General features: G+C 50.2%; 10 protein-coding genes and 4 CRISPR repeat arrays (1 of these 14 running past the window's edge). Of the genes, 4 read left to right on the forward strand and 6 right to left on the reverse strand.

Translation table 11 applies throughout. The features are described from left to right. Positions 1-16: 16 nt before the first annotated feature. Entirely contained in the window at positions 17-463 is a 447-nt protein-coding gene (locus tag G7K71_RS04395) for a DUF1640 domain-containing protein (RefSeq protein ID WP_166343781.1), read from the forward strand. Between the two features lie 151 nt (positions 464-614). Beyond that, the gene (locus tag G7K71_RS04400) at positions 615-1,067 is read left to right on the forward strand and encodes an MgtC/SapB family protein (protein ID WP_166343783.1); all 453 of its coding nucleotides are present in this window, start codon (positions 615-617) and stop codon (positions 1,065-1,067) included. 37 nt (positions 1,068-1,104) lie between these two features. Here G7K71_RS04400 and G7K71_RS04405 read toward each other — a convergent pair whose 3' ends face one another. From G7K71_RS04405 to G7K71_RS04430, 6 genes are all read right to left on the reverse strand, one after another. Further along, positions 1,105-2,040, reverse strand: coding sequence for a hypothetical protein (locus tag G7K71_RS04405; RefSeq protein ID WP_243174557.1), 936 nt, complete (start codon positions 2,038-2,040; stop codon positions 1,105-1,107). A gap of 878 nt (positions 2,041-2,918) precedes the next feature. Further along, complete coding sequence (locus G7K71_RS04410; RefSeq protein WP_166343787.1) at positions 2,919-3,110, reverse strand: hypothetical protein; 192 nt, start codon at positions 3,108-3,110, stop codon at positions 2,919-2,921. A 357-nt stretch (positions 3,111-3,467) separates the two neighbouring features. Beyond that, positions 3,468-3,923 carry a type II toxin-antitoxin system VapC family toxin gene (locus G7K71_RS04415; protein ID WP_166343789.1) on the reverse strand — a complete coding sequence of 152 codons (456 nt, stop codon included), beginning with the start codon at positions 3,921-3,923 and terminating at the stop codon, positions 3,468-3,470. Then, positions 3,916-4,218 carry a type II toxin-antitoxin system Phd/YefM family antitoxin gene (locus tag G7K71_RS04420; RefSeq protein ID WP_072871586.1) on the reverse strand — a complete coding sequence of 101 codons (303 nt, stop codon included), beginning with the start codon at positions 4,216-4,218 and terminating at the stop codon, positions 3,916-3,918. Before G7K71_RS04420 ends, G7K71_RS04415 begins: the two co-directional genes overlap by 8 nt. Before the next feature lie 115 nt (positions 4,219-4,333). After that, a CRISPR array of direct repeats spans positions 4,334-6,089; the repeat unit is 30 nt; unit sequence GTTTCAATCCCTCATAGGTAGGCTGGAAAC. 86 nt (positions 6,090-6,175) lie between these two features. Continuing rightward, positions 6,176-7,465: an IS256 family transposase gene (locus G7K71_RS04425; RefSeq protein WP_166343791.1), complete on the reverse strand. Its 1,290-nt coding sequence runs from the start codon at positions 7,463-7,465 to the stop codon at positions 6,176-6,178. Positions 7,466-7,575: 110 nt separating this feature from the next. Continuing rightward, positions 7,576-9,404: direct repeats of the CRISPR family, unit length 30 nt; unit sequence GTTTCAATCCCTCATAGGTAGGCTGGAAAC. A gap of 383 nt (positions 9,405-9,787) precedes the next feature. Further along, entirely contained in the window at positions 9,788-11,071 is a 1,284-nt protein-coding gene (locus tag G7K71_RS04430; protein WP_166343793.1) for an IS110 family transposase, read from the reverse strand. Positions 11,072-11,204: 133 nt separating this feature from the next. On the opposite strand from G7K71_RS04430, the gene tnpA reads away from it, so the two are divergent. Then, entirely contained in the window at positions 11,205-11,495 is a 291-nt protein-coding gene (tnpA, locus tag G7K71_RS04435; protein ID WP_166343795.1) for an IS66 family insertion sequence element accessory protein TnpA, read from the forward strand. Between the two features lie 13 nt (positions 11,496-11,508). Continuing rightward, positions 11,509-12,998: a CRISPR direct-repeat array (repeat unit 30 nt; unit sequence GTTTCAATCCCTCATAGGTAGGCTGGAAAC). A 92-nt stretch (positions 12,999-13,090) separates the two neighbouring features. Continuing rightward, positions 13,091-14,401, forward strand: a complete 1,311-nt coding sequence (locus tag G7K71_RS04440) for an IS110 family transposase (protein WP_166343797.1) — start codon at positions 13,091-13,093, stop codon at positions 14,399-14,401. A 446-nt stretch (positions 14,402-14,847) separates the two neighbouring features. Then, positions 14,848-15,889: direct repeats of the CRISPR family, unit length 30 nt; unit sequence GTTTCAATCCCTCATAGGTAGGCTGGAAAC (it continues 720 nt past the right edge of the window).

A 15,889-nucleotide genomic window follows, 5' to 3' on the forward strand; every position in this document is an offset into this window, starting at 1 on the left:
AAGGCAGGTGGCAGCCGTGGAAGAGGTCAAAAGGGAAATAGCAGCCACTTCCGATGAACAGGAATACCGCCAGGCCGGACAAATGTTCTTTCTGGGAAGCTGGGTTCAGGGTGAGATACGGGACCTGCGGGCCGAAATGCGGGAATTGCGCAAGGAATTATCCTCAACAGAAGATGGGTTAAGGCAGGAAATCAAAGCCGTTGAAGAAAGCCTGAGGAAGGAAATCAAAGCCGTCGAAGAAGGCCTGAGAAAAGAAATCAAAACCGTTGAAGAAGGCCTCAGAAAAGAAATCAAAACCGTTGAAGAAGGCCTTAGAAAAGAAATGATAACTTTTGAATCAAATTTAAGGCAGGAGATAAACTCGCTAAGGCAAGAAATAAAAGGGTTTTTCTGGGCTACCGTCGGCATTGCGCTGGCCGCTCTGGCTGTTAGCATCAGTGTAGCCATCAAAATCTGGCAGTGATCGGCCTTGTTCTAATGAAGCCTCCGGGGAAAATTCCGGAGGCTTCATTGTTTTTTCAACCCAGCCCCGGATTAAAGAAGGCATCCACGCATAACCGGCGGGCAGGGCCGATCATAATACAGTTAAACACTTATCTAAAGGGTGAATCCCGGTGCTCAGTCTGCAAGAAATGATTGCCAGGCTGCTGCTGGCCTTTTTAGTGGGATTTTTCATCGGCCTGGAGAGGGAAATACGCCACAAGCCCGCTGGAGTGCGCACCCATGCCCTGGTCTGCCTGGGTTCGGCCCTGTTCACTTTAATCAGCAGCTACGGGTTCATGTCCCTGTTGGGAACAACCCCCTACCAGCCGGGGGACCCGGCACGCATAGCCGCGCAGATTGTCACCGGTGTTGGATTTATCGGCGGCGGCATTATCTTCAAGGACCGGGATCACATCCGCGGCCTGACCACCGCCGCCAGCATCTGGCTTACCGCCGGCCTGGGCACGGGCATAGGCGCAGGCCTGTACGTCCCCAGCCTGGTGGCGGCAGTGCTGGGGTACCTTACCCTGAAATTGAACCGCCTTCTCTGGAGATGGGGCCTGGATGATTCCGGGGAGGAGTGAGTCCTTATACGGCAGCAGAAAACATTTACTTTTAAACTCATTTTATCCTCTTCAATCCGCTCCTGTTCTTTTTCCCTTTCCCGACTCTCTCCCTCAGATCCATTTCCAGTTCCATGTCGATTTCTCCCATGCTTTCTTCAATATGCTTCAGGAATATCCCCAGAGCGTATTCCGGCACAAACGCCGCATCGCCGACCCTGTCATAACTCAGCCTGTCACCGAGTATTTCCCTCAGCCAGTCCGCTACCGGCCCAATGTTTCCCTGGCTTTCCTCGACCAGGTCTTCGCAGAAATTGATCTCAGATGCCGCCCCGACCAGTATCACCGGGAAAAGGGGTAGCAACAATAACGGACCCTCCCCCGCCAGGTCGTCTTCCAGATCCGACCGTCTCACCCGGCAGGCAGAGGAAACGGGTATCACGATTTCTCCAGTATTTAGCAACTCCCAGGCCGCATCTTTTACGTGATCTTCAAATGCCCTGGCCTTCGGAGGCGCAACAAGCCGATCGCCTACAAAAATACGCATACCCCTGCACCTTAAAGGGGAAAGCATACTGAATTCTGGAACGTCTGCGAAAAACTGCCGCGCTTCAAGCGCAATCCGCTCGATATCTTCGTGCGGCAACCTCCCGGAAACAGCGCCGACTTCTCTAAGATCTTCCAGCACTACGGGGATGATGCCGTAAAACACCAGCACGGTAAGCTCTTCGTCCAGGGGCGGCGCAGGCAGAACAGGATGTAAAGACAGAACTTTTTCGAGAGCCGCCGGATTTTTCGCCATCTCCAGCGCCCAGGCGCTCCTGGCTTCTGCTCCGTCCTCCCAGTGGGGGTTATTCCGGAGCCATTTCACATACCACTCCCTGTCGAAGGGAACCTGGACAATCCTGACCGCCTCTTTTTCCGTTAGTTCTTGCAAGAAGTTGTAGCGCCGGAGGAGGTAGTCTTTGTAATCCTCTATCCCTTGAGCAAACATTGCTGTATAATCTTCTGGTAAGTAAATTCCCGCCGCTACCAAATGGTCCTCACGGGCAATGCCATTGAAAAGATTAAAAGACTTAATAAAAATCGCCCCCTGCAAATCATCTTGTAATTAACAAACAGTACACTGAACATTCCTTGCAGATTACCGGCAATCCAACCTGCATCAGCGAATATTTCCCTTCATCGGAGTAACTACCGGGCCTTATTTTCTCAGAGAAGCCCCATTGTTTACCTCCTTCCTACTATGCGTATTGCTTGGTCGCATTTTCGTCGGTAAATAGAACCCCGGGTAATCCGCAGATCTCCGGCCTTACTTTTAGGTAGCAGACGTGACGCATATACTGAACTCGCCGGAGCATTGGAATTCCAGGCCACCAAGCAAGAGCACGAAGACAACAAGCTTTCTCAACTTACAGAATAACATATTCAAGTAATAGAGTTCCAGTCAAAATAACATATTCAAGTAATAGAGTTCCAGTCAAAGGAGGTTTCATTTCTTTTTTTCTTTTTTTTGGGGGTCGTTCTCCTTCTGGTACATACTTACTTAAATTTTACACGGCCGAGTAGTTTCTTTTCACTTCCCCTGCTTTCCATCTTTTACTGCATCGCCTCCGACAAGTCAATTTTCGTTACATTAGCCACGACAGGCAGTAAATGACCATGTCGGCCAGTTCATGTCGGAGTGCGGCCAATTTTTCCCCATCAAGAGGTTCATTTTCGAGTGTCCACTGGAACAGGATATCAAACTCACAATCTCCTTGTTAAAAAATGTCTTTTTTTGTTGAAAAATAGCGAAAATAAAAAAAGCCGGGTTATCGGGCCACATCTGCCGAGGAGTGCAGTTCCACCCAGGTCCGCACGAAGCCATGGTCATCCAAGGGGCCGCAAGGGTACGGCCTGTTCGAAGCTTTCCTGGATGCCCAACCATGGCGCAAACAGAATTTTTTCCACCGTAGTCACATCAATGGCGCGAGTCACTTTGAGCCGCCACTGATTGCCGGTGTATGAGTAGCACTTATGCCCTTCCGCCGTGATGCCCAGATGTTCCCGTACAACGTCCACGTCCCACCTGTCGCGGCTCCTTAACGTCCGACACGGCCCGGGCAAAGTGCGACCCCGGTTGGTCTGCATCGATTGAACGGATCAGGTACACCTTTTCGAACCCCAGCCCCTTCTGGAATACCGGAATGACGTTCTGCATACGTTGCTCGCTGGCCAGTGCGATCATAACACGCTACATCGCTCAACCTCCTAAATCGTCCCGGCCCTTTCAAAGTCCCGCCTGATGACCGGCTGCAGTAATATTCAATACGACCCTGGGGGTTGATGATGAAGATGGCCCGGTAGGCTGCACCGGTCTCCTCATCGAGCACGCCATGGAATATAGTAATTGGCTTGCGCGCTGAAATTACGCTCCCCTTACTCCAATTCTTTCAACAATCTTACATACTTCCTTCGTCCGTTTAAAAGGTTAACCAGCTTTTCATCCGCAGTCCAGAATTCACATCCTTCCCCGGTTCTCTCCTCCACCACCTCGGTAACCGCCAGGAAAGCCGCATCGTAAAGCGTAGGCATATCAAAGTGGCGGCTGATTTTCCAGGCCAGGTCCATTATCGAGTCATCATTAAGGTACTCTATCCCGGGAAATTGCCGGAACTCCAACCATAGATCATCTGCTTCCTGAACGGCTAATTCCTCTCTTCTACGCTTCTTTCTCAGAACAGTACCTACTTCAGCCCACGCGAATGCGGGAAGCACAATGAGCTGCCGGTGGTCTATAATCCTTTGCAGAAGCGTCGTTGCTTTGTCACTATCTTCCTCCTCCATGAGCACCTTGATCAAAACCGAAGTGTCCAGGCAGATATAATTACTCATGACGACTCAATCCTTCCCGGATTTCACGGATCAGTTTTGTAGAATCACTCTTTATACCTGTCCTCTTCGCCACCTTGGCCCTTAACTGAAGCATCCTCTCCAGGCTTTTTTTCCTGGTTTGTGTCAACACGTCCATTTCATCGAACTTTCGCGATCTCTCGAACGTTTCAGCGTCGACCAGGTAAGCAACCGGCTTTGACCGCTGAAGGATTACCGCCGGTTCTTTTGAGCGAATTACTTCCGCCAGAACCTCGCGAATGTTCCTCCGCAGATCTGTCACATTTACTATATGCATTGCAGTCACTCCCAAGTGTATTTTTAATCAAAATATAACCGGTTAAGAGAGTGATTGCAACACTTTTCGGAAAATAGTAAAAAACAGGGAGGACCCCACCATTTGGGATTGACCTGTTTCAATCCCTCATAGGTAGGCTGGAAACGAGTAAACAACTTGCAGTTATGCTTTTCATTCAAGGGTTTCAATCCCTCATAGGTAGGCTGGAAACCCTCGCTCATGGCCCGAGCCCAGTTCTCGTACTTCTGTTTCAATCCCTCATAGGTAGGCTGGAAACGCCCGGCAAAGCCGCCTACGGTATAGGGTTTAACCCGTTTCGATCCCTCATAGGTAGGCTGGAAACGACCAGGAGCGGCTGGGCCACCCCCCGACGCTTCGCGTTTCAATCCCTCATAGGTAGGCTGGAAACGAAACCTGGCAAAAAAGCCAGAACGGGGCTATCCTGGTTTCAATCCCTCATAGGTAGGCTGGAAACTCCTGTTTTCCGTACCAAACAGGAAGCAGTAAACTGGGTTTCAATCCCTCATAGGTAGGCTGGAAACAACTTCCCCCAAGCGCATTCCCGTGTAGGCTGCAATAGTTTCAATCCCTCATAGGTAGGCTGGAAACATAACGGGGTTTTTACATCCGGGAAAACCTTCAATTGGTTTCAATCCCTCATAGGTAGGCTGGAAACGCCTGCCTCGTCAGGCTCCGGGCGGCCACCCCGGAGGTTTCAATCCCTCATAGGTAGGCTGGAAACCATTTCGGGGGCGCTATTTTACCGTTCGCCCCCGAAGTTTCAATCCCTCATAGGTAGGCTGGAAACTTTTTACTTCTTCTATACCTTCTTTGCTTCTTATGTGTTTCAATCCCTCATAGGTAGGCTGGAAACACAGGACTTCCCCCTTATTGCCGCTGGCATCGACCGCGTTTCAATCCCTCATAGGTAGGCTGGAAACGTGCAACAGCAAAGATGTAAAAGTTGTGGTTGTACCGTTTCAATCCCTCATAGGTAGGCTGGAAACGAGCCGGATGAAGCAGTTGCTTCCTAGTGGTGATGAGCGTTTCAATCCCTCATAGGTAGGCTGGAAACCCAGCCAGATCCACACCGGCACTGTCGCCAGCGCCCGTTTCAATCCCTCATAGGTAGGCTGGAAACTTTACCTGCAAAATAAAAGGATTTTATGGGTTCATGGTTTCAATCCCTCATAGGTAGGCTGGAAACCAGGGGAAACACGCCCTGATGCCCAAACAGTACGCTGTTTCAATCCCTCATAGGTAGGCTGGAAACTGCAGTGTATGCTTACAAATATGTCTGATTCCCAGGTTTCAATCCCTCATAGGTAGGCTGGAAACCTGCATAGCACCTTGCAAAAAAGTAATCACTACCAAGAGTTTCAATCCCTCATAGGTAGGCTGGAAACGTTAAAAACAGGTCTTGTGAAAGGGGGAATATAACGGTTTCAATCCCTCATAGGTAGGCTGGAAACAATTAAGTAAGGGGGAATTAATATGGCTACTTTGACGTTTCAATCCCTCATAGGTAGGCTGGAAACTCGCTTTCCAGGTTATCCTTCGCGCTGAACAACCCCGTTTCAATCCCTCATAGGTAGGCTGGAAACCATTTATTGATTTTGAAATGCAAAATAAAATAGTCCGTTTCAATCCCTCATAGGTAGGCTGGAAACCCCGCGCTATGAGGAAATGGGCCGCATATGCTTATAGGGTTTCAATCCCTCATAGGTAGGCTGGAAACCCCCGTATGGGGCTTATTTGTTTTGGGGAAAATTTCGTTTCAATCCCTCATAGGTAGGCTGGAAACCAATTAGAGAAGAAATATTGGGAGATCTTGGTTTGGAGTTTCAATCCCTCATAGGTAGGCTGGAAACACTAATTGCTCCAGATAAGAGCGAGCAACTCAAAGAGAGCATGTCCTAAATATCGTGGAATTTCGGTAGCGCCCTTTTTCGCGATTTTAAGCTGTTTTCACTGCCATGGAAGATTTTGGAGTAGTGATGACTTCAAGCAACGCTGTGGCCAATAAAGGCAGCTCCCGATATCCCTTGAGACGCTGAAACCCCTTCTCTGCTTGAAGCAGCCCGGCTGCTGCCCAGCGCAAAACCTGCATCCCACTGCGCCACCTCTTTACGTTCCGGGTAACAACCCTAACCTTGTCAAAAGCTGATTCTATCAAATTCGTCGAACATAGGCTCTTCCGCAGAGTTTCAGGTAAGCCCAGTCGGGTTATGGTAAGTGTCTCCTCCAACCCTTCACGCAGGCTCCTTGCCGCCCCGGGGTACTTTTCTTCAAGAGTGTCGGCCAGCCTGTTTAGTTCACTCAGAGCCTTACGGTGATCCTTTTCTGCCCAGGCCTGGTTTAGCTTTTTACCCACCCACCCCCGAGCTTCCCCGGGCAGGTGTTCCAATACATTACGCTTTTTGTGCACCCGGCACCTTTGCACCACAGCCCGTTCCCCAAAAACTTCTCTGACCGCGAGCCTCAAGGCCTTGGAGCCGTCTATGACCACCAGTATCCCCTCTTCCGCCTTCAAGCCACGTGCTACAAGGTCGGCAAGCAGGGACTTGCAAACCGTGGCATTTTCCGTAGCTCCTTCCCATAAACCCAGAATTTCCTTTTTTCCCTCGGCCGTGATGCCCAGGGCAACCACCACCGTGTGGCCGGCAAACATGACCCCATCAATTACCAAAACCAAAAAGCGTTTGTCCCCCAAAGGCCTGCTGAGCAGTTCCTCCAGGGCCTTGCGAGTCGCATGGATAAATCGCCGGCTGATGGTACTTTTGGAGATCCCCTGAGCGGGTACCTCTTCGCCTACGGGTTCAAGTCCGTGTTCATAGTTCCTGGTGGATAAGCCGCAAATCATACGTTCCAAAACCGATTCGGTAATGAACCTTTCGTCCTGAAAAGCTTCGTAGGTATTAAGCCTTACTTCTCTGCCGTCTGTGGTGCGTACCCGGGGCCGTCGGACAGCTACCTTCCGACCGCCCGGAACTACGCTGCCTTTCTCGCTCCCGTGGCGCACAGCTTGCCGGTTTGGGTTGTGCTTGCCTTTAGGTCCGACTATCTCGGCCACCTCAGCTTCCATCATGGCCTTAAGAACATTCAGTCCCACGGTAATGGAGAGGGCCAGGAGGCCATCCTTGGCACTGCCTATAGCTTCCCTCAAAGATACCTGTACATGGTCGGGCAGGTTAGAAAAACTATCAGGGGATATTGGGTTTTTAGCCTTCTTGTGATATACTGGCATTGGTGGCGGTTACCTCCTTTGGTTTGGTTTGTCTACCCCTGTTATATCACAGGGGATTGAGGGCCGCCACCTTCATTTTCCACGATTTTTGGGACAACGCCCTCAAAGAAGTTTCAATCCCTCATAGGTAGGCTGGAAACGAAATAAGTTCAATATTGCAAAGAATAAGGCTTAAGGGTTTCAATCCCTCATAGGTAGGCTGGAAACGCTTCGTTAATTTCGTCCATGAGCGGCCCTTTCAAGTGTTTCAATCCCTCATAGGTAGGCTGGAAACACGTGAGAGATTTTCGTGGGATAATCCCAAGTTCAATGTTTCAATCCCTCATAGGTAGGCTGGAAACACGGATAAAACAGTCCAGCATCGCCAATGTCCCATTGTTTCAATCCCTCATAGGTAGGCTGGAAACATGACGACATCGAGCACGAGACGAATCTGAAAGGCGGTTTCAATCCCTCATAGGTAGGCTGGAAACCGAGGCCAGTAGATGTGTATGTGGTAGTGTCCGAGGCGTTTCAATCCCTCATAGGTAGGCTGGAAACTTTCTAGAAAACGCTTCATACTCTTCCTCCTTCCCCGTTTCAATCCCTCATAGGTAGGCTGGAAACAGCCTGTCATAGACGGAGCCAAAGACGGGGCCATAATGTTTCAATCCCTCATAGGTAGGCTGGAAACGAAAGGGGAATGTGAGAATGAAACCGATATGTGTATTGTTTCAATCCCTCATAGGTAGGCTGGAAACCCATCATAGCGAATTCCACTTTTCTCAGAACATGTTGTTTCAATCCCTCATAGGTAGGCTGGAAACGCAAAACACCCTCTCAAGCGAGATTATCCATGCCAGTTTCAATCCCTCATAGGTAGGCTGGAAACTTGTTGCCAGAAATGCGTTTACATCTTTTCGTTGTTTGTTTCAATCCCTCATAGGTAGGCTGGAAACGGCCCGGGTTTACTCACCGTAAGGATTTTCCTGGGAGTTTCAATCCCTCATAGGTAGGCTGGAAACCAGGCCGCCAGCAGCCACCTTTTCCCGGTATTTCTGTTTCAATCCCTCATAGGTAGGCTGGAAACACGGGAGCAATGGACGTTCCAAACATGCAGCCTACGTGTTTCAATCCCTCATAGGTAGGCTGGAAACTCTACCTAAACGGAGAAGCATACACCATCAGAACGTTGTTTCAATCCCTCATAGGTAGGCTGGAAACTACTGCTTGCGTTGTTGTCAACAAGAATGAACTATTTGTTTCAATCCCTCATAGGTAGGCTGGAAACTAGAAAAGGCGCTTTTGGGCTGCATCCTGAAGGAGCGTTTCAATCCCTCATAGGTAGGCTGGAAACACCTCCGGAGTTGGTAGAGAATGATTCCGGAATCAGTGTTTCAATCCCTCATAGGTAGGCTGGAAACCGGCAAGACGTACCACGCCAACTGCTACCGCGAGGGTTTCAATCCCTCATAGGTAGGCTGGAAACTTCATGACACACCTCCATCACACAGGCTCCACTTTGGGTTTCAATCCCTCATAGGTAGGCTGGAAACGAACTCCCCATGCAGCCTGTCGGCGCACAATTTTGCCTAGTTTCAATCCCTCATAGGTAGGCTGGAAACAATCAAAAACACCCTTTTCTCCTGTTTGTGGATCTGGTTTCAATCCCTCATAGGTAGGCTGGAAACTGAAGCAGATTATCATACTCGTAAACAAGCATTATTAGTTTCAATCCCTCATAGGTAGGCTGGAAACCCAATACAGGGAGATGAAATAAACCATGGACAATATAAGGTTTCAATCCCTCATAGGTAGGCTGGAAACGGCTGATACAGTGATTGACACCAATTATATCATCGGTTTCAATCCCTCATAGGTAGGCTGGAAACCAAAACGATAACTGCGACGGCTGCATCCATCTGGACCAGTTTCAATCCCTCATAGGTAGGCTGGAAACGTAAGCGTCAAACACAACCCACCTTGGCACAATACCCAAGTTTAAGGGATAATCTTCCTATCTCAATATTTTTCATTGATGCTCTAAAAAGCTCACTCTATCTGCCATTTTTAAAAAATTTATCTTGGGTGGTCTAACCCACCTGTTCGCCCCCTGCTTACCCTATCATGTCTCCCGGGGTCAAAAGCCCTTACATTCCTTCGTTCAGCATAATGGGGGCGGGTGGGGCACCGTTACTCAGAAGCAGGGTCATGCCCTAATGGAAGTTTTTTCGGTTTCCCCCACCCAAGATTTTTTACCTTTGCTGATGATTCTTTTACGTGGGTAGAAGGAGGCCCCCCGCACCTTTTCAGAAGGGGCACCCCCCTAAGGGCATGAGCCTTTTAGGTCGCCAGTTGCTGCCGGCGATAGCTGCCCAAGACCTTCTCCGGGTCGTAGAGGCGTTTTTCTTTGGTCAGGGTAAACATTACCCGGAGGAGTTTGCAGGCGATTACTACCAGGGCCTGCTTACTTTTCAGCGTGTTTTCCCCCCGTGTTTTCAAGTAAGCATAGAGTGCCTTGAACTGGGGATTTTTGGCCACCAGGACCAGGGCAGCCTGGTAGAGGATGCTCCGCAACCCCGCCCGGCCCCGCTTGGAGATCTTTGTAACCCCTTTTTTGGAATCTCCGGATTGGTTTATGGTTAGGTTGTAACCGGCCAGTTTGCGGATCTGGCGCCAGTCTTCGTACCGGGTAAGATCCCCCACTTCCCCTAAGAAGCTGGCGGCAGTGACGACTCCGATTCCGGGGATGCTCAAAAGGTATTCGGCTAAGCCGGTTTTGGCCAGGGCCTTTTCCATGGCCGCTTCGGTTTGGGTCAATTGCTTTTGCCAGAAGGAGATTTCCTCCAGGCACTGGGTAAGGCGCAGACGGGCGGCATCTAAACCTTCCGACACGCCGATGGATTCCTGGGCGGCGGCTAGTAAAAGAACGGCCCGTTTTTGACCCACTTTCCCGCTGCTGGCTGCCTTAAGTTCAGCGGTCAACTCTTCTACCGTGAGCTGTTTTAGGTCGGCGGGGAAGGGCCGGTGGGTCAGAATGTACAGGGAGGCCTTCCCCAGAAGGTTTTTAAAAATACGGCGATATTCGGGAAAATACTCGTCCAGGATTGCCACCAGGTTGTTCTGGGCAGAGTTTAGTTTGGCCTTTTGCTGATGGCGGTTTTGGGTGTACCCTCGAAGTTCGGCCCAGATCCCTTTGGGTAGATAGCAGTGGAAAAAGCGTCCTTCCCAGGTTAAAGTGGCGATGATCAGGGCGTCTTTCCGGTCGTTTTTGGTGGGCGAGTTATCGTCGAGTTCTTTTTGCTTTTTGACGTGGTAAGGATTGACGATCACCACCGGGATACCGGTATTGATCAGGTAGCTGGCCAGGGGTTTCCAATAGTGGCCGGAAGGCTCCATGGCCACGACGATGTTTTGCGCACCGATTTGTTCTTTGACTCGGTGCATTCTACCCAGTAGACGGGAAAAGCCGTTTATGCTATTCTGAAAAGAGAAGGCGCTGCCCACTTCGATGCCTGTTGACCCGTCCAGCGTGCGGGCCCAGTGGGTCCTTTTGGCGATGTCGACGCCTACAATCAGGGTGTGAACACTGCGAATCTCTTTTAGGTTTTTGTTTCGTTTCGTCATTAATCTCGACCTCCGGTACGTTTGGAATTTGCTCTAACCTTTTTGTACCAGGAGGTCTTTTTATTGGTCAACCCCTCTCTAAAGCATTACAGGAATGCTCAAAAAATAAGCTCGATGAGGAGGATTTTTTCTTATGACCAAAGCCGAACGGGAAGCGCTATGGGAAACCCGAATAGCCGAATACAGGATGAGTGGGCAAAGCGTCAGAGAATGGTGCGCCGCCCATGAAGGCATCAGCCCCAGGCAGTTATGGTACTGGCTGCGAAAGTTTAAAGACCGGAACGGAGTTACCCCAGGAAAATCAAACCGGTGGCTGCCGGTGGAAATAAGCAACCAGTCATTTATAGAAGAGGACCATACTTTACTGATCAAAATAGGACCGGCCAACATCGAGGTAAAACCGTCCTGCCTGGCAAATGCCTGATAAATCTGTTCGGGTTTCAATCCCTCATAGGTAGGCTGGAAACGATGTGGGCGGCGACCCTATCCTTTCGGTCGATAGGACGTTTCAATCCCTCATAGGTAGGCTGGAAACCTACAGTGGATGCAGTCACCGAAGTAGTGTACCCGAGTTTCAATCCCTCATAGGTAGGCTGGAAACTCCATCAGTTGGAGGTAATAAGATCTCAAGCTAACACGTTTCAATCCCTCATAGGTAGGCTGGAAACCCCGCACTCGGAGGCCGTGCATGTCTTCGTAAGCTTGTTTCAATCCCTCATAGGTAGGCTGGAAACAAATATATCCACACCGGTATGGTATATACCCCTACAGTTTCAATCCCTCATAGGTAGGCTGGAAACCCTTGATCAGCCTACCAGGTGGGTACGCCTGCCTGGGTTTCAATCCCTCATAGGTAGGCTGGAAACCGTCGTGGCATTCCGGGCACAGTGCCAGGCCGCCGGGTTTCAATCCCTCATAGGTAGGCTGGAAACTCATGCGGATCCGGTCGGCAACGGCGCGGATCATCTGTTTCAATCCCTCATAGGTAGGCTGGAAACCGGCGGGATGTGTGTCAGGAACCTTTCCTTGCTGAAGGGTTTCAATCCCTCATAGGTAGGCTGGAAACATGCAGAAATTGTAAGCAAAACGACAACGGTTACTGGTTTCAATCCCTCATAGGTAGGCTGGAAACTCTGGCCAATATACCGCTTTTAACGGCTGCTATTACGTTTCAATCCCTCATAGGTAGGCTGGAAACCGTGCTTTAACGACGATTCCGATTATGCAAAAATCCGTTTCAATCCCTCATAGGTAGGCTGGAAACCGAGCGATTCAGGAAGGGAGAATCCGGATTCTACTGGGTTTCAATCCCTCATAGGTAGGCTGGAAACAAGTTTTCTTCCGGTACCCGGACGGGGGAATTAATGTTTCAATCCCTCATAGGTAGGCTGGAAACGAAATTAACGGAAAGGATAACATGCCTGCCTGCGGAGGTTTCAATCCCTCATAGGTAGGCTGGAAACCAGGGAACCGCGCAAAATCGAGTTGGCAAACGAATGGTTTCAATCCCTCATAGGTAGGCTGGAAACGGAGTTTTCTCTGAAATGGCTGGACCGGCTCCCCGGGTTTCAATCCCTCATAGGTAGGCTGGAAACGGAGTGGGCAACCTTATACTGAAAGCACTCCACACAAGTTTCAATCCCTCATAGGTAGGCTGGAAACTGTTACCGAACTTGCTAACCACCTCAGGGTTTCAGTGTTTCAATCCCTCATAGGTAGGCTGGAAACGGGGCCTTCCGTGGGTGCTACATGATAGCCAAATTCGTTTCAATCCCTCATAGGTAGGCTGGAAACCATTTACAACTGGCGAACTGTGGTTTCTGGCAGGAATGTTTCAATCCCTCATAGGTAGGCTGGAAACAAAAGACCGTGGTTCGGGCCGCATGGAAGTGGCTGCGTTTCAATCCCTCATAGGTAGCATTCCCGTAAACAGGAGTAGTGGGGCTTGAGGAAAAGAAAAAATCCTGGTATGGTGTAAATGCCAAAACCCAAAACCACCAATACCAGGAGGGATCAGCGATGTACAATCCCCTTTCCCAGAAGCTTGCCATGATCACACCTGAAACCTTAATTGTGGGTGTAGACGTGGCCAAGCATACCCACTACGCCCAAATGATCAATTTCCGGGGGGAGGGACTGCACAAGCCGTTCCCATTCCAGAATACCATATCCGGCATTGGTGATCTAGTCCAGCAAATCAGGACGATCCAGTTTAAACACGGCCTGTCTAAAGTTCTGGTGGCCATGGAGCCTACCGGCCATTACTGGCTCCCCTTAGCCTGTGTCTTAAAAACGCAAGGGATTACGGTGGTCCTGGTCAACCCGCACCATGTCAAAAAGGCCAAGGAACTGGACGACAATTCACCAACCAAACGGGATGACAAGGATGCCGGGGTAATTGCCCGCCTGGCCAGGGATGGTCGTTTCTACATCCCGCACATTCCAGCCGGCGTAATAGCGGATATCCGTAATCTCGTCAACTTCCGGGAACGGTTAAACAAAGACCTTCAGCAAAGCAAAGCGCGAATCAACACCCTTCTGGACCTGTATTTTCCGGAGTTTCAAGACGTTTTCAAGTCTGTTGAAGGAAAGGCCGCCATGGCTGCCCTGGATAATTTCCCTTTCCCGGCTGACCTCATTGAAAAGCCGGTAGATGAAGTGGCTGCCGTTTTAAGTCAGGCCACTCATAACCGGGTCGGGCTCAAGCATGCTGAGCTCCTAAAGGATAAAGCCAGGACCTCGGTGGGTGTAAGAGATGGCCTTGAAGGCGCCAGGATGGAGCTCCGCTACCAGCTACGCCGGGTCAAGGAAATCCTCAAGGAATGCGAGCTGGTTGAGGCCCGCCTGGCAGAACTGTTGAGGGAAATCCCTTATGCCGGGTACCTGCTCACCATCCCGGGAATGAGCATACTGCAAGTGGCCACCATAGTTTCCGAAGTGGGCGACCTGAACAACTACCGCAATGCCAGGCAGTTAATAAAGCTGGCCGGCCTGAACCTGGTGGAAAACAGTTCAGGCACCCACAAGGGAAGGACCCGCATCAGCAAGCGGGGCAGAGCAAAGCTGCGCTGCGCGCTCTTCCGGGTAGCCCTGGTTTTGGTGGCCAGAACGCAGGAATTTTCGATACTTCACCACTATTACACCACCAGGCCCAACAACCCATTGAAAGGAAAGCAGTCCTTGGTGGCCATTTGCTGCAGGCTTTTGCGCATCATCTTTGCCCTGGCACGTAAGGGAATGGCGTATAACCGGGATTTGGTTTTGCCTGAAAGCCATCCGGCCTTAGTACATGCCGAACCGGTTAGACCAGTGGCAAAAGTAGCCGCTTAGGCCGGTATCCAGGCAACGGCCTGTACCTGCCACGGCTTTCCTTCCGTTCTACCGGGCTGCAGGCGGAAGGTGCTGGCTGCATCATAACATTGTACCGTTATAATGCCCTTGCCACATGGACCTTGACAATCATGCAGCGCGGAGAGCCAAAAATCAAACCATGAGGGTAAGTAGACCCTGTTAGGTAGCACAATGGCCTCCACCCCTGGACAGGTGGGACGAAGGAAAGTCCGGAGCCGGTACGGTTCATTGGTATCCCGGGAGACATGAGAGGGTATATCGCCAGGGTAAAGTGTGGAGAAAAGAGCGCGCGAAAAATTGTCACACAAGCAGCCCTGGTATTTCTGTATACACCACCTTCCAGACAAAGGCATAACTGGGCATCATTATCAGTCATAGCCCTGCTGAAAAATGAAAATGGCTGAAATTGTGAGATTAACGAAGATTATTCAACCTTATTGAGAGAGGCTGGAAACATTTGTTTTCGGTGAATTGAGAGAGACGCTCTATTGGTTTCAATCCCTCATAGGTAGGCTGGAAACCCTTTACGACACTGGTTGTACGAATACAAGCAACTGGGTTTCAATCCCTCATAGGTAGGCTGGAAACGAAACTGTTTTCCTTCCGTGTCAGGGGTCTTGACGAGTTTCAATCCCTCATAGGTAGGCTGGAAACTGGGACCGCTGACCTGGTTCTGCGTAGGCGACCCGGAGTTTCAATCCCTCATAGGTAGGCTGGAAACATAGATTTCTTATATTTTTGGTCGTCTCCACTCTAAAGTTTCAATCCCTCATAGGTAGGCTGGAAACCGCCATATTGCCCGATTATCACACGCGGTTAGGCATGTTTCAATCCCTCATAGGTAGGCTGGAAACCCGGGAAAGCTTCACACTATAAGCATGTGGCAGAAGTGTTTCAATCCCTCATAGGTAGGCTGGAAACCCTAACTCCAGCAGGCGGGTGGCGAAGGTGTGGCGTGTTTCAATCCCTCATAGGTAGGCTGGAAACCCGAACCGATACCATAATACGGCTAATAAGAACATAGTTTCAATCCCTCATAGGTAGGCTGGAAACTCGGCGGCAGGGCTAGCAGGTAGGGCAGCATCTCCCCTTGTTTCAATCCCTCATAGGTAGGCTGGAAACTGCCAGCCGTCTACCGAACCTTGGGTATTGCCCACGTGTTTCAATCCCTCATAGGTAGGCTGGAAACCCGGTGGGCGTGGCGGGCAACAAATAGCGCCCACCTACGTTTCAATCCCTCATAGGTAGGCTGGAAACATATAAAGGGTGTTCCATATGAGCACATTAGGCCAAGTTTCAATCCCTCATAGGTAGGCTGGAAACGCGTGATTTTGGCAGTTCGTAAGGGTGTATCCCTCATGTTTCAATCCCTCATAGGTAGGCTGGAAACCACCGGCAATACTGACATGGGTAGACAAAGAAACAGGGTTTCAATCCCTCATAGGTAGGCTGGAAACTTGAAGCAGA

The organism is Desulfofundulus sp. TPOSR (genome assembly GCF_011393055.1).
Classification (GTDB): domain Bacteria; phylum Bacillota; class Desulfotomaculia; order Desulfotomaculales; family Desulfovirgulaceae; genus Desulfofundulus; species Desulfofundulus kuznetsovii.

Bases quoted from the DNA above. Each gene is read 5' to 3' on its own strand.
- G7K71_RS04425 (WP_166343791.1), bottom strand. From the start codon at position 7,465: ATGCCAGTATATCACAAGAAGGCTAAAAACCCAATATCCCCTGATAGT.
- G7K71_RS04405 (WP_243174557.1), bottom strand. From the start codon at position 2,040: ATGTTTGCTCAAGGGATAGAGGATTACAAAGACTACCTCCTCCGGCGC.
- G7K71_RS04440 (WP_166343797.1), top strand. From the start codon at position 13,091: ATGTACAATCCCCTTTCCCAGAAGCTTGCCATGATCACACCTGAAACC.
- G7K71_RS04430 (WP_166343793.1), bottom strand. From the start codon at position 11,071: ATGACGAAACGAAACAAAAACCTAAAAGAGATTCGCAGTGTTCACACC.
- G7K71_RS04415 (WP_166343789.1), bottom strand. From the start codon at position 3,923: ATGAGTAATTATATCTGCCTGGACACTTCGGTTTTGATCAAGGTGCTC.
- tnpA (WP_166343795.1), top strand. From the start codon at position 11,205: ATGACCAAAGCCGAACGGGAAGCGCTATGGGAAACCCGAATAGCCGAA.
- G7K71_RS04420 (WP_072871586.1), bottom strand. From the start codon at position 4,218: ATGCATATAGTAAATGTGACAGATCTGCGGAGGAACATTCGCGAGGTT.